Below are 20237 nucleotides of genomic sequence, written 5' to 3'. Positions count from 1 at the left end.
AGACTACTATAATAATAATTTATCCCATGGAAGAATTTTTATGTCAAAAAAAGTACCAAACATTGTGATTGTAGGTGGTGGTGCAGGAGGAATGGAGTTAGCAGCATTGCTTGGGAAGAAGTTTGGAAAAACGGGTAAAGCGTCCATAACTTTAGTTGATTGCACACCAACTCATATTTGGAAACCGTTATTGCATGAGGTGGCCGCAGGTAGCCTGTTTACCAATGAAAATGAAATTGATTATCTTGCTTATGCGGCGACACACCATGTTCATTTTGTTTTAGGCGCGCTTGAAGGTTTAAATCGAAGTAAAAAAGAAATTTATTTGTCCCCATTTTACAGTCATGAACAAGAGGTTCTGCCAAAACGAGCTGTACCATACGATATTTTGATCATTGCGGTGGGAAGTGTGGTTAATGATTTCGGTATTCCTGGAGTGCGTGAACATTGTTTGTTTTTAGATAACATGCAGCAAGCAGCCTATTTTCACCGCGAGTTATTAAACCGTTGCATGCGTCTTTCCCAGCAACCACAGCAGGATCAATTTAATCTTGTGGTTGTAGGCGGTGGTGCTACTGGGATTGAATTAATCGCAGAATTAAACAGCACAATCCATGAAATTATAAATTATGGTATTGGTATTCAACCTGAAATTATTTCGTTTACTCTCATTGAAGCGGCAAGCAGATTACTGACTGCACTTCCAGAAGAGCTCTCAGAAAAAGTATCTGTAGAGTTAGCTCGCATGGGTGTAAAAATTTGTGTCAATGAGCAAGTTGATGAAGTTACAGAACATGGTTTGCATACTAAATCAAAACAATTTATTCCCGCTGATCTTGTTGTCTGGACTGCTGGCATTAAAGCCCCAGATTTTTTACGTTATTTAGATGGTTTGGAGGTGAACCACATCAATCAGTTGTTAGTGAAGCAAACCTTACAAACAACCCTGGATGATTCTATTTTTGTTCTAGGTGATTGTGCGAGTTGCCCGCAAACTAATTCAGATAAAACAGTACCGCCACGTGCGCAAGCAGCACACCAACAAGCCAGTTTTTTGTATAAAAATTTGGATAAATATTTAGAAGGTAAACCTTTACCTGTTTATCATTATCGTGATCATGGTTCTTTAGTTACTTTAAGTCATCAAGTGATTGGTAATTTGATGGGTAAAATTACGAAGAAATTCATGATAGAAGGTAAGCTGGCACGTTTATTCTATTTATCTTTATATAAACAACACCAAATGGCATTATATGGTGGATGGCGAGTTTTTCTGCTTACCTTGTCGAATTTGTTAAGTCGCAGAGTAAAGCCAAGACTCAAGTTGCACTAGGGTCTGTTTACAATTCTACTATCATGACCAAAATGCTGTGATTTTATGTGCTCCGATACTCACATACTTTGTGTATGCTGCGTTTCGGTGCTCTAAAATCACAGCATTTTGGCTCAAGCTAGCGAATTGTAAACAGACCCTGGTTAAAAAATACAAAGCAGGAAGCAATAATGTGGGACCAGAATAAAAAAGAATATTTAAAGCGTCTGTCCAGAATTAAACCCTATCTTAAAAACAACAAATTTGTTGAAGCACATGATTTAGTCGCAGTACTTTCTCAGCTCATACGCTCAGGTGACCGAGTATGTATTGAAGGGGATAACCAAAAGCAAGCCAGCTTTTTGGCGACAGCAATGGCTCAGTTAGATCCTGTAGCGATCAATCATTTGCATATGATCCAATCGGCAATTGCCTTGCCCGAACACCTTGATGTTTTTGAAAAAGGTATCGCAAATCGAATCGATTTCTCTTATTCCGGCCCGCAATCGGTGCGACTTGCCAATATGGTGAAAGAGAAGAAAATTGAGATAGGTAATATTCATACTTACAATGAGCTTTTTGGGCGTTTAGTCGCAGATTTGACACCTAATGTCTGTTTGTTAATGGCGGATAAGGCAGATAGGCAGGGTAATTTATTTACTGGCGCGAACACCGAGGAAACACCTGCTCTTATTGAAGCGACCAATTTTAAAAATGGTGTGGTTGTTGTGCAAGTCAATGAACTGGTTGAGCACTTACCACGAGTTGATATTCCTGGAGATTGGGTTGATGTGATTGTGCAAGGTCCGGAAATATCTTATATCGAACCACTTTTTACACGTGATCCCGCACAAATAGATGAAGTAAAAATATTAATGGCCATGATGGTCATCAAAGGGATATATGCACCTTATCAAGTAAATATCTTAAATCATGGTGTAGGATTTAATACCTGTGCCATTGAATTACTTTTACCTACCTATGGCGAATCATTGGGTTTAAAGGGAAAAATATGCCAACACTGGGTGGTTAATCCTTTACCTACCTTGATACCTGCCATTGAAGCAGGGTTTGTGAAAACCATTTATCCGTTTGGGGGTGAGGTAGGAATGAATCGCTACGCAGCCGCTCGTCCCGATATTTTTTTCACGGGTAAAGAAGGGGAGTTACGTTCGAATCGTATGTTAGGCCAGTTGGCTGGACATTATGCGTGTGATGTTTTTATCGGAGCAACATTGCAAATGGATCTCGAAGGAAATAGTTCTACCGCTGTTGAGGGGCGTATCGCAGGTTTTGGTGGTGCTCCCAACATGGGTTGTGATGCTCCTGGACGACGTCATTCTTCCTATGCTTGGTTAAAAGCAGGACAAGAACGCAGCCAAGCACTGGCGACTAAAATGCCTCGAGGAAGAAAATTGGTGATTCAAATGGTAGAAACGTTTCAGAGTTCAACACAACCTACATTTGTGGAGCAGTTGGATGCCTGGGCTTTACAAAAATCGATGAATGCGGATTTGCCCGCAGTGATGATCTATGGGGACGATGTGAGTCATGTAGTGACTGAAGAAGGGATTGCTAATCTCCTGATGTGTCGAACTCTTGAAGAGCGCGAACACGCCATTCGCGGTATTGCCGGATATACTGAAGTTGGAATAATGCGCGATAAGATGAAAGTCGAGGAATTGCGTCGTCGAGGAGTAATAAAACGGCCAGAAGATTTGGGGATTAAAGTTGCTGACGCAACTCGAGATTTATTGGCCGCCAAGTCAATTCGTGATCTTGTTGATTGCTCCCAAGGTTTATATGAACCCCCTGTAAAATTTAGAAATTGGTAGGACAAAGAATATGGAACAAATGGAATTTCGTTTTACACTTTCTGGTGAACGTCTTCAGGGTAAAAAAACAGTGTGTGGCGTGGTTGGCTCAGGTAATCTGGAAGTTATTATTGAAACCAATGATACCTCAGAAACAATTTTTAAGATCCAGACTGCAATTGAGCATTATAAACCCGTTTGGAAAATGGTTATTGGGGATTTTGTGAATCAACACCAACCGGTCGGTTTGCAATTTACAATCAATGATAATGGCGCAACACCCGCAGTTGTTTTATTGCGTTTAGGTCAAGCCTTGGACGAGTTTCGGGGTAATTACAAAATAGGAAGTAATTATGAAGAGCTTGATGCGCGCGAACGAATTCAGATTATTTTTGATGAGGACTCGTTCACGGAGTGGCTTGCCGCTGAAAAATTATATAGTCCCTATTTAGCTGCTTTAAATTTACCTGGTGAAGCAGATGATGGCATCGTCATTGGTTCAGCACTGTTACAAAAGAACAAAGTGCTAGTGGCTGCGCAACAAAAAGATTTTATGGGCGGTGCTGTGGGCGAAATTCATGGTGCAAAGCTTACTGGTTTATTCAAAGCGGCGATCGCAACACAGGCGAAGGCAGTGATTCTTCTCATTGATAGTGGCGGTGTGCGTTTGCACGAAGCGAATGCTGGTGAAATCGCAATTTCGGAAGCGATTCGCTCTATTTTTGAAGCAAGACGTCATGGAGTAACCACTATAGGTGTTATTTGTGGTAAAAACGGTGCATTTGGAGGCATGGGAATTATTTCTGCATGTTTGGATTATCTTATGATTAATGAAACAGGGCGTATTGGCGTATCAGGTCCCGAGGTGATTCAAGCTGTGGCAGGTGTCAAAGCCTTTAATTCACAGGATAGGGCTTTAGTTTGGCGTGTATATGGGGGGAAAACCCGCTATTTACAAGGTATTGCTCAAAGCTATGTTGGTTCAGAGGTTGCAGAAATACGTGCTCAATTGATTGCTGCTTTTGATAAGAATGTACCGCTGAATCTTAGCTCTGTAAAACAAAAACAGGCTTTGTTAAAAAAACGTTTTCAAGAAACGCAAGGATATCAAGAAGAGGGAACTTATCTGAGTCACGTTGCTCCAAAGTATGCTGCAACGCTTTTTGATATGGACGAGCAGGAGTTTTTAAAGGCAGCAAAAAATATAAAAAAGTAATTGTAATTAATTGTAGCCTGGGTGCAGCGCAGCGGAACCCGGGAAATGTAGTTATGCCGATCCCGGGTTTCGCTGCGCTGCACCCAGGCTACAAAGCATTTAGTCTGCGATAATACAAAAGGAATAAAAAATGGTAGCATTAAAGGATCTTCTCAAACAGATATTTTCTCAGGACATTAAGCTGACAGAAAACCAATCGGTTGTTTATGGACATGCAACTCTGAAGAGTCAACCGGTTCATATTCTTGGGGTTAAGGAGTCGACATTCTTAGGAGCAGAACAAGCATTGATTATGGCTCAGCATGTCATCGATATTCTTGAGAGTGAATCAAAAGATCCTGTTTTGCTTTTAGTTGATGTTGCTGGACAAGAGTTAACGATGCGTGATGAATGGCTGGGGATGCAACAATATTTTGGTCATTTACTCGAATGTTTAGAGTGTTTGCGCCAACAAGGGAATGTCTTGATATCTCTTGTTTATAATCAAGCATTAGGAGGTGCTTTTATAGCCTATGGCTTGACGGCAGATACCATTTTAGCCTTACCGGATGCAGCTTTAGCTGTGATGTGGCTGGAAGGAATTGCCAAAGTAACCAAAATAGAATTAAGTACACTTCAAGAGCTCAGTAAAACATTTCCAGTTTTTGCCCCGGGGGTGCAAAATTTTTATGAACTTGGTGGGGTACATGAGATAGTAAATCCATCTGAACTTGCTGAAAAAATTGATTTAGCGATCCAAAAAAACAATACAAAAGACGAGCGAGCGTTCTTAGGTAGCGAGCGTGGTGGCAGAAAACTTGCTTTTTCGATTATCAATAAAGTAGCCAATCATTTATGAATCCACAACGGCATCATTTGATTTATCTTCAGCCTCAAGCTGATTTTGTTATTACTTCATGTCATGATGATCTCGAAATGATTGCACAAGAGGCGGCACTTTGGCTTGCACGAGGATTGCCTTTCATTTATGCCAAACAATTTGCCCGAAACTCTACTGCAGAGGCCGATTGCGTCGAGAGAGATCTAATTAATTTGGGGGTAACTCTTTTGCACGGAAATAAAAAGCATCGAGTTGGTGTGCAGGTCGCCCCATCATTTGTACAAAAACAACAACCACCTCCGCAACTTATCGCGATGCAAGATTTTTTTTCTTCGTATTATAAGATAAAGGATTTAAAGCGCATTACTGACACGTGTTCTATTTCTGATATTGCTGTTTATGGATCATTTTTATTCCATTATTTATCTGGCTCTGCTTTTGTTAACGATACTTCTGATCTTGATTTACTTATCAATTATCAAGGATATTCTTGGACTGATTTGCATGAAACAATTAGTGCGTTAACAAAAAAATTTAATCGAACGATAGACGGAGAGGTACGTTTTCCTAATTTTGGTGATATTCCAATCAAAGAATTACTCGATTTATCCGCAAAAAAACTGTTGTGTAAGAGTAAGGACAAAGTAACGTTATTATCAAGAACCGAACTTTATGAACACTATCCCCTGCTGTGAAAGAACGCTCGCCAAGATGGCGGTTAGAGCACTTTATTTTGAAGTGAAAGCATACCCCAAACCAGGTTTAGTTAGTTTTGTAGATGCAGGTGCGCATCATGATATGAATGGTGAAACGTTTTATCGTAGTCTGTTTACCTTACGCCATTATTTTTATCAAATTACAAAAAAAGGATTAATCACTCATTCTTTTGAAGAGTTAAAACAAATAGCCATTGAAGCAGAGCAGCACATGCTGGAGAAAACTTGGGGGGTAAATACGCATCGTGGTGCTATCTTTGCTTTGGGTATTGTTTGCGTTTCTGTGATTCGCTTGGCCCAGGAAAAAAAACAATTCACTCCATTGGATGTTCATCGGCAAATATTAAACGATTGGCCAAGGCATTTGAAAAACCATTTGGGAAATCCGGAAAGTCATGGTGCTTTAGTCCGACGAAAATACAAGGTCATTGATGCGAAGCACATGGCGATGCATGGTTATGATCTGATTTTTCAATTACTTCCAGCCTTTATTTCACTTTTTGTTGAGACACAATCACTCGATACGGTCTGTTTGTTTGCTTACTCAGAGCTTTTACTGCGTATGGATGATACCAATATTCTTCATCGAAAAGGCAAGTTGGGGTTGAATTATGCAAAAAATAGAACAGCGAAACTATTGGCGATTCAATGTGTGAAAACTCGCCAAAAAAAAGCGTTGGAATTGCATCAAGTTTTTTCCACGATGGGGATTAGTCCAGGCGGGGTGGCCGATTTGATCAGTGTTTTATTATTTCTTGGCCAATTATTTTGTGAGCAATTACGCGATTATCCCAATCTCAAAAAATTTTAGCAAATTCAATCTATACTATGATCAAGACGATGTTATTTATAGGGTAATTCATTTTGAATAGGGAGAGTATATGGAACCGAGTAATTATCTATCTCAATCAGATATTATCCCAATACTATCTCGTGCAACTATTTTTACGGGCATCGGCCTTATTGAACAAAAAATGCTTTCTGATAAATGTGTTATTGAAAACTATAGGCCTGAAGAGATCGTTATAGAGCAAGGTGAGGTAGGGGATAGACTTTTTATTATTATTCGAGGGACTGTGCAAGTCTCCGTAAAAACACAATCAATGGGTTGGAAGCGTGTTAATACTTTGGGACCCGGTGATGTGTTCGGGGAAATTGCCATTTTGCGTAATGTACGCAGAACGGCACGCATAAGTACCATAACTGCATGCCAATTTCTTACGATTAACGCGAGAGATTTTTTAGCCGTTTATCAATATTTTCCTGCTCGAGCAAGAGACAATATTCAATTAGTTGTTGCTAAACGGTTGCAAGAAAGTGGTGCTCATGTGCGTTTGTAAGTACATGGCCGTTTAGGTTTCTCCTCATCCTAACCCATCTCCCCCAAGGTGGAGAGGGATAATGGTGAAATATATTCAGATGGCACTAAAAATCCCCCTCCCACTTGTGGGAGAGAGGCAGGAGTGAGGGCTCATTCTCCCGTGGGGAGAAGGAAGTTCATGGCAGCGAGGGCTGATGTCCGGAAATAAAAAATGGAAGCAAATTTTCTTAATGTTATTTTAGGATTTATTGAAGGATTCGGTCTTATTATTTCTCCTTGTATTTTACCTATCTTGCCTATTTTTTTGGCGGGCTCTTTGAGCGGATCCAAAAAAAGACCTATGGGGATCATTGTTGGTTTTACTTTGTTTTTTTCTTTAGTAGTATTTTTTTCTCATCAATTAGTTCATTACTTTGATATTGATTTTAATTTAGTTCGAGATGTTGGTTATGGCATTTTGCTTCTTCTCGGTGCCATTATGCTCTCGAATTATTTAACAGAGCAATTTGGCAAAATAACTCAAGGATTGACCCGAATAGGCAACCTTTTTTCCTCAGCCAATAAACTGGAAGGAGGATTTTGGAATGGGCTTTTCTTTGGGGGAATCATTGCCATTATTTGGACTCCTTGTGCAGGACCTATCTTGGCTGCGATTATCGTACAAACCGCATTGCAGAAAACAACGATTATTAGTTTTTTTACTTTAGTGGCTTTTGCCCTCGGGGCTGCAGTTCCTATGTTTATTATTTCCCTCTATGGGAAAAAACTGATAAATACATTCGCCTTTTTCAAAAAACGCGCCACTCTTTTTCGTAAATTTTTAGGAGGGGTGATTATTGCAAGTGTTGTTTATATGATCTACTTTGAAGGAGAGGTTGTTTCTTCTTCAGTTACTCCCCAAACAGGAATTAAAACGTCGAATTCTCTCATTAATGGTTTATGGTTTTCTTATCCAGCACCGCCGATACAAGGAATTGACGCTTGGATTAATTCCCCCCCATTACGTTTGGACGACTTGCATGGGAAAGTAGTTTTAATCGACTTCTGGACTTATTCGTGTATTAATTGTTTGCGTTCTTTGCCTTATATTAAAGATTGGTATGCTCGTTACCATGATAAAGGATTAGTTATTATTGGTATCCACACACCTGAATTTGATTTTGAAAAAAATCTGGATAATGTCAAAGCGGCAGTGCAGCGATATGGAATTTTGTATCCTGTTGCCCTAGATAATCAATTTGTTACCTGGCGGAACTATCAAAATCATTATTGGCCTGCGCATTATTTAATTAATAAAAAAGGCGATGTGGTCTATAAACGTTTTGGTGAAGGTGAATACGATGTGATGGAAAACAATATTCGCTTTTTATTGGGGATTAAGGATTTAAGCACTTTAAAATCTTTAAAAAATATTTCTTTCAACCTCGCCCAAACACCAGAAACTTACTTAGGATATGCAAAGGCTGATTCCTCTTACAGTCCAGAGCTTATTCAAGATAAGGCATCTCGATATCATTTTCCTGAGCAGTTATCGACTAATGCATGGGGTTTAGAAGGATTATGGCAAATCAATGCAGAGAATATTATTGCTGAAGAAGCAAATGCTGCTGTAAAAATACATTTTAATGCGCGTAAGGTATATGCGGTTATGGGAAATAGCTCTGCAAGCCCCATTAAGGTCAAAGTGATCGTAACAGACGAACAATCGGGTAAAAAACTTCAGGAAAGCAGCATACTAATCGATAAATATTCCATTTATGAGTTAGTTTCTCAAAAGAAATTCACCAGTGGCTATTTACAGATTATTGCTACTGAGCCTGGAGTCAAAGTATACACTTTTACTTTTGGAAGTTGAGTTTGATTCCAAGGGTGATAAGCCTATATGGGTGTCAAATCGATTTTTTCTATCAACTATGCATAAACAAGGTTGGAGCATCAACCACTGATGTTTCCTTTTTTTCTTCCTGGAAAAAAGAAGGTGATTTTGGCCTAGTGAGCTCAAGTGTTTTTGCAGCCGTTTCCTCGGCTTCTGTAACCACTTTGAGACTATTCGGTTTGAATTCGGGGAATTTTTTTTGGAGTTCCAAAAAAGGTTCAATTTTAAATAGATGTTTAAATAATGCAATTATCTCTGCATCTTTTACTCTTTGTTCTAAAAACATTCCTAAATCAATAAAAATTTGGCCGTTTTGAAAAACAGCAACCTCAGGGTTAATTGCTTCTTCAATTTGTTTTTGAGTATATATGTGGGTATTCCAATTCGATCCACCAATTGCTTTGAGTGAAGCACCTTGTTTTAGTGCAAATGAGAAGATATCAGTCAACGCATCGCAAAATTTGCTTTCATCTCCCATAGGGAGATCAACAGACAGACTTTTACAATAACCTCTTGATTTACTGGTAATTTTAATGCCAATACTTTTATGATGAATGCTAAAAGACCTTAAAAATAAAAGCACATTATCTGCTTTGACGAGTTCCCTTTTTGGGGTTATGGGATAAGGTGTAATTATTTCCATATTTCCAGGTATTTTTGTTAAGAGGCTTGCAAGGTTAAAGGCTCCAATATAAAAAAAATGACATGTGCCACCGCCTAGAACTGGTTCATATTTTATTGGCTCAATTGCATCATTAGTCACACTATATAAACTGACTTGTAAGAGTGGCCAGCCTGAATTGTAATTGCGTAACAATTCGGGAATTTTATTTTTCTTGGTTTGAGACTCATTGTGGCGCTTTAAAACGGGGGTCTGCTCTTCTTCTGAAAAAGAATGTATTGGCATAGTATTTCCTATTAAATAATGAGTATCCCAAAGCAACTATTGATTCGCTGCGCCTCTATTTTTTTATAATCGAAAGAATTTTTTTCACTTCAGCAACGACCTTCCCTTCCTCATCAGTTATAGGAACAATAAATTCTGACTCAATTTTTTGGGTTTCGTTGACTTCAAGTCGAATTTTTTCAACTTGTTCTCGGGATAATTCGAATCGCGCATAAAGAGTCCCTTTAGCAGGTATTTTATAGCGAATGGATGCTGATTTATCCCAAACAATGTATCCCTTTCCTAATAAATGCATGAGCATCAACATATAAAATGGATCGGTCATGGAATACATAGAACCACCATAATGCGTTCCAACATAATTTTTATTCCAAAAGCGCATTTTCATCTGTACCAGAATATGAGTACCCTCTGGATGAAAGTTTTTTACACTAATTCCAGCGCCCCAAAAAGGAGGCCAAAACCGCATCATTCTTAGTAACATTGAGAATTTCATTCGATTATTCCAATAAAATGGAGGCTATTTACAGATCTTATTTTTCATTTTAAGTCTATTTCAGTCAACAAATATTATATATACCCACGAAACTCTAAAACCCTAGCATTTTGAAGTTTCTTGGGTATACTCCACTTTTTTCTTAACGGACTAGGTAGATTTCATGATGCATCGCTTTATCGCAAGAAAACTTGTTGTTCTCACTGCAATGCTCCCTCTAGTGGCAAACAGTGAAAATAACTCCTATCTTCCACCTGTTTTTACTGAGAGTAATAGGCTTGCAGAAATTCAGACAACATTTCCCATCATTGATAAAATGTACCAGCAGTATGCAGAAAAAAATCATGTTCCTGGTTATGCTTATGGGATTATTTTAGATGGTCGTTTGGTGCATACAGGAAGTGGTGGTTACATCGATATCGCAAAAAAAATCCCTGCTACCTCTCAATCGATGTTTCGTATCGCATCGATGACTAAAAGTTTCACCGCCATGGCTATTTTAAAACTTCGTGATGAGGGTAAATTAAGATTAGATGATCCTGTATCTCTTTATATTCCTGAGCTAAAAGATCAAAAATTAACCCAAGATGCGCCAGAGATTACGATTCGTGATTTATTAACTCATTCTGCCGGATTTCCAGAAGATAATCCCTGGGGTGATAGGAATCTGAGTAAAACTAATGAAGAACTAATTGCTTTAGTGAAACACGGAATTTCACTATCTAATGTTTCTGGGACATCATTTGAATACAGTAACTTGGGATTTGCTCTCCTGGGATTGATTGTTAAAAAAGCATCAGGAATTTCCTATCAGGATTATGTTGCGGCAAATATTTGGCAGCCTCTGAACATGAAGCAGGTGGCTTGGGAATTTGCCCAGATTCCACCAAATCAATTAGCGCATGGTTATCAATGGGTGAATGGATATTGGCAGGAAGAACCTCTCTTACACGATGGCAGTTATGCTTCCATGGGAGGAATGATTGCTTCCATTGAATCGTTTAGCCATTACGTTACCCTGCATCAATCCGCATGGCCCGCACGAGATGATGCAGAAACAGGGCCAATAAAAAGAAGCTCTATACGTGAAATGCATCAACCTTGGCGATTCTACGCAGTAGATTCAAAAGTTAAGGTATATGGCAAAGAGTGTCCAACAATCAGTGCTTACGGGTATGGATTAAGATGGTCTAGGGATTGTGATGCTAAAATAGCAGTAGGACATACCGGCGGATTACCTGGTTTTGGAAGTAATTGGCTTATATTGCCTGAATATGGTGTGGGCGTGGTTTTATTGACTAATGTGACTTATGCTTCTGCAGAGGCAATTAATGTACGCGTGTTGAATAAGCTCATTAAAGGGGCACAACTCAAACCACGAGAGTTACCCCCTTCACACATATTGAATGAGCGACAAAAAGCATTGGTGAAATTACTGCCTGCATGGAAGGACGCAAAAACAAGCGGCGTATTCGCAGCAAATTTCTTTTTGGATTCATCTGTTGCATCGTTGCAAAAGAAAACTCAAGAGCTTTTTGCCAAGGCAGGAAAAATCCTCACAGTTGGCGCGGTAACTCCAGAAAATCAATTACGGGGATATTTTATTCTTAAAGGTGAAAAAGCAAGTCTTAAAGTGAGTTTTACTTTATCACCAGAAAATCCTGCATTAATTCAGAACTATGAGATAGAAGAAAAAGTTTAGTTTAGATTGCAACTCGTAGCCTGGGTGAAGCGAAGCGGAACCCGGGGATTTCTTAATTTGAATAAAGCTTCTTAAACCCGGGTTCCGCTTCGCTTCACCCAGGCTACATTCAATCATATGTCAAAATCTTAAATAATACTTTGTGCAGATACAGCTTTCTCGCAAAGCATGCGCAATGCGGTAGCGATTTGTTTTAATTCCTTATTGTGTAAATGATATTCCTTACCTAACTGAATTGGATCAGTGAAGCTCAACCATACTTTTCCATCACTGTCTTCTGTGGCCATTATCCGCAAAGGTAAATCAAGTGCAATGGCTGCATTTTCTTGCATTAATGGAGTTCCCTTTGCGGGATTACCTATAATAAGAACTTCAGTTGGACGTAATGTTTGATTTACCTTTTGGGCTTCGCTGCTGTGATCAATATGGGCAAATATTTTTCCGCCTTGTTGGGTAATAATATCAATTATTCGTTCTATTGTTTTTGAGACAGAATAAGGACTTTGCAACGTTTCTGACCCCGATCCTTCAGGAGCTCCTAGCTTAATGTCAAATGCTGCAGCAATTTTTCGGCCTAGTATATCTAAATCAGTTAAATTTTCCTTATTGGCTAAAAGAGTGACGCATAAGAGTTCACTTGCTGCAGTGAAACGGCTTAAAAATGTCGAAAAACCTGGAATATTTCCTTTGATCTCCATTAATCCCGGGTGTCCGGGGAATAGCCATCCTGCATTTCCAGGAATAATCGTTTTATTATCTAAGGTAATACATTGATAAAGAAAGTCTCTGTTCTCTGTTTCTTTGACTAAAATAGTTCCAGCCAGGCTGATATCCCATTGGCTAATGTCCTCTGCAGACGCAACAACACCACAGTGCGAAAAAGTGGTAGTCCAGGTAACTTCCGGAACTGCTTTATTCTCCGTTTTATAACCTTGAGCAACTTCTATAGGGTCTATATATGTTGGCTTATGCAAAAATTCGCTGTGTATAAAAGGATGGGTGTCATTGTTCACTTCATTATCGATTGACGATTTATTCTTGATAAAAAATGTTCGTTTTAAACCCACTCGATTAATTTGATTTTTTGTTACATAGTCCTCATAACTCATGTGACTGACTTTTTCTATAATAAGTCCCAATAAGTAATAATTTGTGGCACTGACTTGCATTTTGGTCCCTGAAGGAAAATGCAAGCTCGAATCCGTAAATAAACTATAAATGTCTTTAGGTTTATAGTCCTTGTGGAACGAAAAATCGTCACATTTTGTGAAATCAGGTATACCTGAACTGTGAGTCAATAATTGTCGAATGGTAACGCCTTCCCATGTTTGCGGAATTGATATATAAACGGAAACCAAGTCATCCAACTGCAGTTTCTTTTCTTCTTTTAATTGCATGATGGCTACCGCAGTAAAAGCATGAGTCAATTGACCCACATGAAAGAGTGTCCGTGTGGAGACTAAAAGTTTTTTTTCTGTATCAGCGAATCCATAACCAACTACACGCGTAATATAGGGAGCCTGGACAATCGCCAGAGACATCCCTGGGATATCATTTTCTTCCATGTACTCAATAATGAGATCGTCTACAGATCGGCCTAAATAAAGCGTACGAAAATCACCACGACCGCTACCAGAATGAGTATTCATTATTATTCCTTTCTCCTACATCAAACTATGTTTAGTATAGATGAATATCTAATAATCTTTAGATAATTTATGAGATAATCAGCGCGCACAACGGTAATCCATCCGAGATAACTCGATAATGGAACAATTAATGGGTATGTAAACATGATAAAAATTGAACTTTTAAAAAATAATCTTGATGCGATCCCTGAGCTTGCCCTTATTTGGCGAGAGCTTCTTGGAAAGATTTGGCTACCCGAGGTACCGCTTGAAGCGGTAGAACAACGTTTTCGTGACCATGCAAATAATGAAAAAATGCCAATTATGTTTGTCGCATTGGATGGAAAAAAACCAGTGGGTATGTGCAGTTTGCGTGAAAATGATGGTATTCGTCCCGATTTAATGCCATGGTTAGGCTCCTTAACCGTAAAATCTGAATATCAAAACCAAGGGCTTGGAAAACGTCTTATTGAAGTAACTAAAGAACAAGCAAAAAAAATGGGGTATGACATGCTTTATCTTTTTGCTTTTGATCGCACGGTTCCCAATTACTACCAGTCCCTAGGATGGAAAATTATAGATACAGATCACTTTAAAGGGCATCCTGTTACTGTAATGGAAACCTCCCTAGGGCCAAGATAGTAGAATTGTAAAAGACCCTAATAATCCTAAGGGTAATTACAGTATGACCTCACGGTTTTGCTAATATTTTGAATATTTGGTTCTATTTTTTTGCATTTTTAAAAATTATTGACTAGCCTTTATTTGCCTAATAAAAAACTCTTTTATTGGCTTAAAAATTTTAGGGAGAAAATAATGAATCAGAATATTTTTCAAGGTAAATGGATGGAAATAAAAGGTCAAATGAAGCAATTTTGGGGAAAACTTACAGACGATGACCTAAAACAAATTGAAGGGAATCAAGAGGAAATTTTTGGAAAACTAAGAAAGCATTATGGTTATACGGAAGAACAGGCTAAAAAAGCAGTGCACGATTTCCAAAAGAAAATGCACCATTAAAATGTCAAAGGGATTTCGTCTTATAAAAAAGGAGTTTAATCATGGAAAACAGAGGAATTGTTAAATCCGGCGAGCTCACAGGCTCTAAGGTTATGAATCCCGCACATGAAAACCTAGGTGAGATTGCAGAAGTTGTGATTGATAAGCAATCCGGAAAAGTAAACTATCTGGTATTAGATTTTGGCGGGTTCCTAGGATTCGGAAATAAATACTTTGCTGTGCCCTGGAATCTTTTTTTGTACGATAACAAGGATGATTGTTTTATTCTCAATGTAGAAAAGCAGCATTTGAAGGATGCACCTGGCTTTGATAAAAATCATTGGCCAAATTTTTCAGCACCTGAATTTAAAACGACAATAACTGGTTTTTATACAGGAGGTAAAAAATCATGAAAATTTTATCAGGAATATTATTCAGCGGGTTGGTTTTAATCTCACTAACCTCATTTGCTAGTGATGACACTATGGGCTCAAATGCAAATAGTTCTTCTGCAAGTTCAAGTTCGAATGCGAATACTCCAAAGACGTCAATGGGATCAAATTGGGTTTGTACTACTAATGCAAGCTCAAGTGAAAAAAGAGCAGATCAAGATGCGGATAAGAAAATGTCCGATCATGCTGCTTCTGCTGCTAAATCATTTGCTTTTGCACAAAAGCATTGTCGAGATTGCACACAAATCACGTGTAATGTTAAAAAATAGTCTGAATATCTGCATTCCTTTGCAAGGAATGCAGGTGTTTTTTCTGCAAAAATTATATTTTTTGTATCAATTAGGTGTTTCCCTTAGTTCCCTGCAATTCATGAATGAATTATTTTTTTAATTAATTTGAAGAATTAAATAATTCTTCCTATGCTAAAAGGAGTTTTTAGTAATTCATTTTATGCCAAGGACTGCGAATGAACATTTTAAAAACCCAAGTCTTGAATGGGCCTAATTATTGGTCAAATTTCAGAAGGGAACTCATTGTCATCAAACTTGACTTAGGAAAATATGAAGAGCTTCCTACAAACCGTATCGCTGGATTCAAAGAGAGATTGATTCAAAAGCTACCTAGTTTATACAGTCATCGTTGTTCTTTGGGGATTGAAGGTGGATTTTTAAAACGAATTGAGGAGGGCACTTGGCTAGGTCATGTAATCGAACATGTTGCGTTGGAATTGCAGTGTCTCGCAGGGATGGATTGTGGCTTTGGTAGAACTTATGGCACTAAGGACTATGGGGTTTACCATGTTATTTTTGCATACCAGATTGAAGAAGCCGGTTTGTATGCAGGAAAGATAGCAGTCGATTTCATCCACTCCATAGCAGAAGGCAAAAATTATCCTCTTGATGAAGCAATCAATCACTTAAAAGAAATTTTTAAAAAACAAGGTTTGGGACCAAGCACACAAGCGCTTGTGGATGAGGCCAAAAAAAGAAAAATTCCTTGGAAGCGCTATGAAAATAGCTCCTTAATTACATTGGGATATGGTCGAAATCAAAAAAAGATATGGGCCTCTGTGTCTTCGAAAACAAGTTCAATTGGCGTTGATATAGCTTCTGACAAAGAGCTGACCAAGTGTATTCTTAACGCGAATTTTATTCCAACTCCAAAGGGAATGATTATTAGGTCTGAAGTAGAACTTAAAGAAGCGATCGAACAATTGGGTTTCCCATTAGTGATTAAGCCGTTAAATGCCAATCATGGAAAAGGAGTAACGGCCAATATCACAAATTTTGATAAAGCAAATTTTGGCTATGAGTTCGCAAAAAAAATTTCCAATGAATTGCTCATCGAACGTTTTATATCTGGAAATGATTATCGATTTTTAGTAATCAATTATAAAGTCGTTGCGGTAGCTAAACGTATCCCGGCTCAAATTGTAGGTAATGGAGAACTTACAATTAATCAATTAATAAAGCAGACAAATGAGGATCCCAATCGAGGTGATTCTCATGAAAATATACTGACAAAAATCAAAATTGATGAGTCTACTTTCTCCATTTTAAGACAAAATAATCTGACTTTGGAAAGTATTTTACCCAAAGATCATATTTTAAACTTAAAAGAGACTGCAAATTTAAGCTCTGGAGGAACAGCTAGCGATGTCACAGATACGGTTCATCCTTTTAATCTCTTTCTTGCAGAACGTGTCGCAAGACTGGTGAATTTGGATATTTGTGGAATTGATGTAATTTCAAAAGACATTAGTTGTCCTCTTAATGAGAACCATGGGGCAATTATTGAGGTAAATGCTGGGCCAGGATTAAGAATGCATTTGTCTCCTAATGAAGGGACACCACGTAATGTAGCCGAGCCTATTTTAAATATGCTTTATCCAGCTAATTTAACCTCAAGAATTCCAATAGTCGCAGTCACAGGTACTAATGGAAAAACAACGGTGGTCAGGCTGATTGCTCATTTAGCACGTTTTGCAAATCATTATACAGGTTATACAACCACAGAAGGTATTTATATAAATAATAAATTGATCTATAGCGGGGATTGTAGTGGTCCTGCTAGTGCACAAGCTGTTTTGTATGATCCTGAGGTTGATTATGCAGTATTAGAATGTGCTCGTGGTGGGGTTCTGCGTTCAGGCCTGGGGTTTGATGAATGTGATATTAGTGTGATAACTAATATTACTGGGGATCATCTCGGATTAAATGATATTCATACGTTGGAAGAGATGGCAGAGGTCAAAGCGGTTGTTGCGCGGAGCGTCAAGGAAACAGGATATACTATTTTAAATGCTGATGATGCTTTAACCTATGATTTAAGAAATGATTTACATTGCAATATCGCCTTGTTTGGTATGTTTGAAAGCCCTCAGATTAGAAAGCATTGCAGCTTAGGTGGATTGGCTGCTTATCTTGATCAAGAGAATGTTATAGTGCAAAGGGGATCTGAGCGAACCATTCTAGCGGATATAAAATCAATACCGCTCAGTTTTCAAGGTGCGGCAACCAGCATGATTCGAAATATTTTAGCGGCGGTATTAGCTGGAGTGATTAGTCATTTCTCTTTCGAGAAAATAAAAGAAGCGCTCCAGGTTTTTTATCCCACCGTTGAAAATCTCCCAGGCAGAATGAATCTTTTTAAATTTCCTCATTGCCAAATCATGGTCGATTACGCGCATAACGAAGGTGCATTTTGTGAGCTAAAAAATTATCTTGATTCAATTCACTGTGCTAAAAAAATCGGAATTATAGGTGTAGTAGGTGATCGACGAGATGAGGACATAGAAAATCTGGGCTATCATGTTGCTTCCATGTTTGATGAAATTGTCATTCGCCATGATAAGGATGGGAGAGGGCGAACGCATCATGAAATTAACCGCCTTCTTGTTGCTGGAATTCTTCGTTCTGATTTTAAACCGTCTTTAAATATTATTTCAGATGAAATTGAGGCTATTGAACATATGATGGGGGTAGCGGAGCCCAATACTTTTATCTTTTGTGCCGTTGAGGATGTATTTGAAACAACTAATTTTCTCAAGAAAAAGGAAAAGCAATTGGTGATGGCGAATGAGGTTTACAATGACACCCAAAGCTAAGTTATTGATTATCGGTGGTGCCGAGGATAAGGGCGACAATGAACCGGTGGATATTTTGGAGCAAAAAAAAGAATTTACTCGTTATGAAATTTTAAGTGAATTATTACCTCCATCGAATAAGAAAATAGAAATTATTACAACAGGCTCAGAAATTCAGGATGAAGTAAAAAAAATTTATCAAAAAGTTTTTCATGATATGGGCTACAACAATATAGGTTTTCTTCCTATAAAAAAAAGAAGTGAAGCGCGCAACAATGAGTATTTAAAAAGGGCAGCAGATGCTGGGGCTATTTTTTTTACAGGAGGAGATCAGTTTCGTTTATCAACCATACTAGGTGGCACCCCAATTGTTGATATTATTAAAGAACGATATCTGAAAGATAGTGATTTTATTATTGCGGGTACCAGTGCTGGAGCTATGGTTATGGGCACAGTAATGATTACCGGGGGCGGTTTATCAGAGGCTCTAAGGTATCGAAATTTGTTAACTTCTTCAGGATTGGGGATTTTATTGTCTTGCATTATTGATACACATTTCATTAAAAGAGGGCGGTTTAGTCGTCTTGCCCATGCAATTATTATGAATCCAGAACAATTGGGTATTGGTTTAGGCGAGGATACTGCTTTGATCATTCGAAATGGATCGGATGCAGAATGTTATGGATCAGGTATGGTAGTGATTATTGATGGCAGGAATATTGATCAAACGAATATCACAGATGTTGAAGAAGGGGAGCCAGTATTTGTTGAAAATTTAATCGTTCATCTTTTGGTAAAAGGCTGCCAATTTTCAATTGCAGATCGTACTCTAGCGAACCCTGCAATCCCTATCAGTGAAGAATCTGAATGATGGAATAACTTAATGAATAAAATTGCAATTGCGGTACATGGTGGTGCTAGTGAAAACTATTCTTTTTTACACGAGAATCAGAAAGAATTTGAACATGGTTTGGCTAAAGCAGTAGAAAAGGGTTATTCGGTGCTTGATAAAGGCGGCTCTGCTTTAGAAGCAGTGGAAGAAGCCGTTGGAATCCTTGAAGATAATCCCTTATTTAATGCAGGAAAAGGGTCAGCATTAAATTCTCGAGGTGAAGTCGAAATGGATGCCTCGATTATGAATGGCACAGATTTACAAGCTGGTGCTGTGTCTATGGTTCGCACCGTAAAAAATCCGATTCGTTTGGCAAGGCTGGTGATGGAGAAAACAAGACATGTCTTTCTTTCAGGATATGGTGCTTTAGAAATAGCAAAAAAATATGGTCTAGAAATTGAAGCAGAATCTTATTTTATTACGCCACAGCAGTATGAGGTGTATCAAAAGCTCAATAAAATAGAAACCATGGAAGAAATTCAGAACAAGAAAATGAAAGGAACCGTTGGTGCTGTGGCTTTAGATGTGCAAGGAAATCTTGCAGCAGCAACCTCAACAGGTGGAATCAGCAATTGCCTCCCTGGGAGAATTGGTGACAGTTGTGTGATTGGCGCTGGATGTTATGCCAATAATGCGACATGCGCTGTATCTGGGACTGGGGAAGGTGAATATATAATTAGGGAGGTGGTTGGTCATACTATCTCCATGATGGTGGAATTTGGTCTGTCCTTGCAGGAAGCATGTGATCATGTAATTCATGAGCGGAATAAGCAATTAAATGGAGAAATGGGAGTCATTGCGCTGAATCGAAATGGTGATTTTGGCATTTCTTTTAATACCGAAATTATGAAAAGGGCTTGGCAAAGCTCATCACAAGCAATGCAAATTAAATTATTTGATTCGTCGAATCATACGTAGCCTGGGTGCAGCGCAGCGGAACCCGGGATAAGTGATACGCATTCCCGGGTTCCGCTGCGCTGCACCCAGGCTACAATAATTTT

At 38.6% G+C, this 20237-nt stretch carries 19 protein-coding genes; 16 read left to right on the top strand and 3 right to left on the bottom strand.

Going from position 1 to position 20237, the window contains the following annotated elements; translation table 11 throughout:
* The first annotated feature begins 40 nt into the window (after positions 1-40).
* From Lstg_RS06715 to Lstg_RS06680, 8 genes are all read left to right on the top strand, one after another.
* Positions 41-1333, top strand: a complete 1293-nt coding sequence (locus Lstg_RS06715) for an NAD(P)/FAD-dependent oxidoreductase (protein ID WP_058476899.1) — start codon at positions 41-43, stop codon at positions 1331-1333.
* 170 nt (positions 1334-1503) lie between these two features.
* Complete coding sequence (gene mdcA / locus Lstg_RS06710; RefSeq protein WP_058476898.1) at positions 1504-3147, top strand: malonate decarboxylase subunit alpha; 1644 nt, start codon at positions 1504-1506, stop codon at positions 3145-3147.
* Between the two features lie 10 nt (positions 3148-3157).
* Positions 3158-4342 (top strand): biotin-independent malonate decarboxylase subunit beta, encoded by a 1185-nt coding sequence (locus tag Lstg_RS06705; RefSeq protein ID WP_058476897.1) that lies wholly within the window; start codon positions 3158-3160, stop codon positions 4340-4342.
* A 130-nt stretch (positions 4343-4472) separates the two neighbouring features.
* Positions 4473-5180, top strand: coding sequence for a biotin-independent malonate decarboxylase subunit gamma (locus Lstg_RS06700; protein WP_058476896.1), 708 nt, complete (start codon positions 4473-4475; stop codon positions 5178-5180).
* A complete protein-coding gene (locus Lstg_RS06695; protein ID WP_058476895.1) occupies positions 5177-5857 on the top strand; it encodes a phosphoribosyl-dephospho-CoA transferase MdcG domain-containing protein in 681 nt (226 codons plus the stop codon). The genes Lstg_RS06700 and Lstg_RS06695 overlap by 4 nt, the downstream gene beginning before the upstream one ends.
* Positions 5835-6689: a triphosphoribosyl-dephospho-CoA synthase gene (locus tag Lstg_RS06690; RefSeq protein ID WP_058476894.1), complete on the top strand. Its 855-nt coding sequence runs from the start codon at positions 5835-5837 to the stop codon at positions 6687-6689. The genes Lstg_RS06695 and Lstg_RS06690 overlap by 23 nt, the downstream gene beginning before the upstream one ends.
* Positions 6690-6759: 70 nt before the next feature.
* Complete coding sequence (locus Lstg_RS06685; protein WP_058476893.1) at positions 6760-7218, top strand: cyclic nucleotide-binding domain-containing protein; 459 nt, start codon at positions 6760-6762, stop codon at positions 7216-7218.
* A gap of 192 nt (positions 7219-7410) precedes the next feature.
* A complete protein-coding gene (locus Lstg_RS06680; protein WP_058476892.1) occupies positions 7411-9054 on the top strand; it encodes a cytochrome c biogenesis protein DipZ in 1644 nt (547 codons plus the stop codon).
* Positions 9055-9106: 52 nt separating this feature from the next.
* Here the strand turns inward: Lstg_RS06680 and Lstg_RS06675 are convergent, their stop codons facing one another.
* Positions 9107-9982: a hypothetical protein gene (locus tag Lstg_RS06675; protein ID WP_058476891.1), complete on the bottom strand. Its 876-nt coding sequence runs from the start codon at positions 9980-9982 to the stop codon at positions 9107-9109.
* A 55-nt stretch (positions 9983-10037) separates the two neighbouring features.
* A complete protein-coding gene (locus Lstg_RS06670; RefSeq protein ID WP_058476890.1) occupies positions 10038-10478 on the bottom strand; it encodes a DUF4442 domain-containing protein in 441 nt (146 codons plus the stop codon).
* A gap of 163 nt (positions 10479-10641) precedes the next feature.
* On the opposite strand from Lstg_RS06670, the gene Lstg_RS06665 reads away from it, so the two are divergent.
* Entirely contained in the window at positions 10642-12180 is a 1539-nt protein-coding gene (locus Lstg_RS06665; protein ID WP_238585388.1) for a serine hydrolase domain-containing protein, read from the top strand.
* Between the two features lie 128 nt (positions 12181-12308).
* Here the strand turns inward: Lstg_RS06665 and Lstg_RS06660 are convergent, their stop codons facing one another.
* The gene (locus Lstg_RS06660; RefSeq protein WP_058476889.1) at positions 12309-13829 is read right to left on the bottom strand and encodes a serine hydrolase; all 1521 of its coding nucleotides are present in this window, start codon (positions 13827-13829) and stop codon (positions 12309-12311) included.
* 144 nt (positions 13830-13973) lie between these two features.
* Here Lstg_RS06660 and Lstg_RS06655 point away from each other — a divergent pair, with 144 nt between their 5' ends.
* The 7 genes from Lstg_RS06655 (at position 13974) to Lstg_RS06625 (ending at position 20154) form a co-directional block, all read left to right on the top strand.
* Positions 13974-14450 carry a GNAT family N-acetyltransferase gene (locus Lstg_RS06655; RefSeq protein ID WP_058476888.1) on the top strand — a complete coding sequence of 159 codons (477 nt, stop codon included), beginning with the start codon at positions 13974-13976 and terminating at the stop codon, positions 14448-14450.
* A gap of 174 nt (positions 14451-14624) precedes the next feature.
* Positions 14625-14828, top strand: coding sequence for a CsbD family protein (locus Lstg_RS06650; protein ID WP_058476887.1), 204 nt, complete (start codon positions 14625-14627; stop codon positions 14826-14828).
* A 41-nt stretch (positions 14829-14869) separates the two neighbouring features.
* On the top strand, positions 14870-15220 hold the full coding sequence (locus Lstg_RS06645; protein ID WP_058476886.1) for a PRC-barrel domain-containing protein: 351 nt from the start codon (positions 14870-14872) through the stop codon (positions 15218-15220).
* Positions 15217-15528 carry a hypothetical protein gene (locus Lstg_RS06640; protein WP_058476885.1) on the top strand — a complete coding sequence of 104 codons (312 nt, stop codon included), beginning with the start codon at positions 15217-15219 and terminating at the stop codon, positions 15526-15528. The genes Lstg_RS06645 and Lstg_RS06640 overlap by 4 nt, the downstream gene beginning before the upstream one ends.
* A gap of 197 nt (positions 15529-15725) precedes the next feature.
* Positions 15726-18365 carry a cyanophycin synthetase gene (cphA, locus tag Lstg_RS06635; protein ID WP_058476884.1) on the top strand — a complete coding sequence of 880 codons (2640 nt, stop codon included), beginning with the start codon at positions 15726-15728 and terminating at the stop codon, positions 18363-18365.
* Positions 18349-19215, top strand: coding sequence for a cyanophycinase (locus Lstg_RS06630; protein ID WP_058476883.1), 867 nt, complete (start codon positions 18349-18351; stop codon positions 19213-19215). Before cphA ends, Lstg_RS06630 begins: the two co-directional genes overlap by 17 nt.
* 12 nt (positions 19216-19227) lie before the next feature.
* Positions 19228-20154: an isoaspartyl peptidase/L-asparaginase family protein gene (locus Lstg_RS06625; RefSeq protein ID WP_058476882.1), complete on the top strand. Its 927-nt coding sequence runs from the start codon at positions 19228-19230 to the stop codon at positions 20152-20154.
* Positions 20155-20237: the final 83 nt, after the last annotated feature.

Source organism: Legionella steigerwaltii (genome assembly GCF_001468065.1).
Taxonomy (GTDB): domain Bacteria; phylum Pseudomonadota; class Gammaproteobacteria; order Legionellales; family Legionellaceae; genus Legionella; species Legionella steigerwaltii.
The sequence above is the reverse complement of the archived record's forward strand: the minus strand, read 5'-3'. Positions and strand labels throughout refer to the sequence as shown.

What these genes read in the sequence shown, in the direction of transcription:
- Lstg_RS06700 (WP_058476896.1), top strand. Translation starts at nt 4,473, where the DNA reads ATGGTAGCATTAAAGGATCTTCTCAAACAGATATTTTCTCAGGACATT.
- Lstg_RS06640 (WP_058476885.1), top strand. Translation starts at nt 15,217, where the DNA reads ATGAAAATTTTATCAGGAATATTATTCAGCGGGTTGGTTTTAATCTCA.
- Lstg_RS06665 (WP_238585388.1), top strand. Translation starts at nt 10,642, where the DNA reads ATGATGCATCGCTTTATCGCAAGAAAACTTGTTGTTCTCACTGCAATG.
- Lstg_RS06655 (WP_058476888.1), top strand. Translation starts at nt 13,974, where the DNA reads ATGATAAAAATTGAACTTTTAAAAAATAATCTTGATGCGATCCCTGAG.
- cphA (WP_058476884.1), top strand. Translation starts at nt 15,726, where the DNA reads ATGAACATTTTAAAAACCCAAGTCTTGAATGGGCCTAATTATTGGTCA.
- mdcA (WP_058476898.1), top strand. Translation starts at nt 1,504, where the DNA reads ATGTGGGACCAGAATAAAAAAGAATATTTAAAGCGTCTGTCCAGAATT.
- Lstg_RS06685 (WP_058476893.1), top strand. Translation starts at nt 6,760, where the DNA reads ATGGAACCGAGTAATTATCTATCTCAATCAGATATTATCCCAATACTA.
- Lstg_RS06705 (WP_058476897.1), top strand. Translation starts at nt 3,158, where the DNA reads ATGGAACAAATGGAATTTCGTTTTACACTTTCTGGTGAACGTCTTCAG.
- Lstg_RS06690 (WP_058476894.1), top strand. Translation starts at nt 5,835, where the DNA reads ATGAACACTATCCCCTGCTGTGAAAGAACGCTCGCCAAGATGGCGGTT.
- Lstg_RS06670 (WP_058476890.1), bottom strand. Translation starts at nt 10,478, where the DNA reads ATGAAATTCTCAATGTTACTAAGAATGATGCGGTTTTGGCCTCCTTTT.
- Lstg_RS06630 (WP_058476883.1), top strand. Translation starts at nt 18,349, where the DNA reads ATGACACCCAAAGCTAAGTTATTGATTATCGGTGGTGCCGAGGATAAG.
- Lstg_RS06695 (WP_058476895.1), top strand. Translation starts at nt 5,177, where the DNA reads ATGAATCCACAACGGCATCATTTGATTTATCTTCAGCCTCAAGCTGAT.
- Lstg_RS06715 (WP_058476899.1), top strand. Translation starts at nt 41, where the DNA reads ATGTCAAAAAAAGTACCAAACATTGTGATTGTAGGTGGTGGTGCAGGA.
- Lstg_RS06625 (WP_058476882.1), top strand. Translation starts at nt 19,228, where the DNA reads ATGAATAAAATTGCAATTGCGGTACATGGTGGTGCTAGTGAAAACTAT.
- Lstg_RS06645 (WP_058476886.1), top strand. Translation starts at nt 14,870, where the DNA reads ATGGAAAACAGAGGAATTGTTAAATCCGGCGAGCTCACAGGCTCTAAG.
- Lstg_RS06680 (WP_058476892.1), top strand. Translation starts at nt 7,411, where the DNA reads ATGGAAGCAAATTTTCTTAATGTTATTTTAGGATTTATTGAAGGATTC.
- Lstg_RS06675 (WP_058476891.1), bottom strand. Translation starts at nt 9,982, where the DNA reads ATGCCAATACATTCTTTTTCAGAAGAAGAGCAGACCCCCGTTTTAAAG.
- Lstg_RS06660 (WP_058476889.1), bottom strand. Translation starts at nt 13,829, where the DNA reads ATGAATACTCATTCTGGTAGCGGTCGTGGTGATTTTCGTACGCTTTAT.
- Lstg_RS06650 (WP_058476887.1), top strand. Translation starts at nt 14,625, where the DNA reads ATGAATCAGAATATTTTTCAAGGTAAATGGATGGAAATAAAAGGTCAA.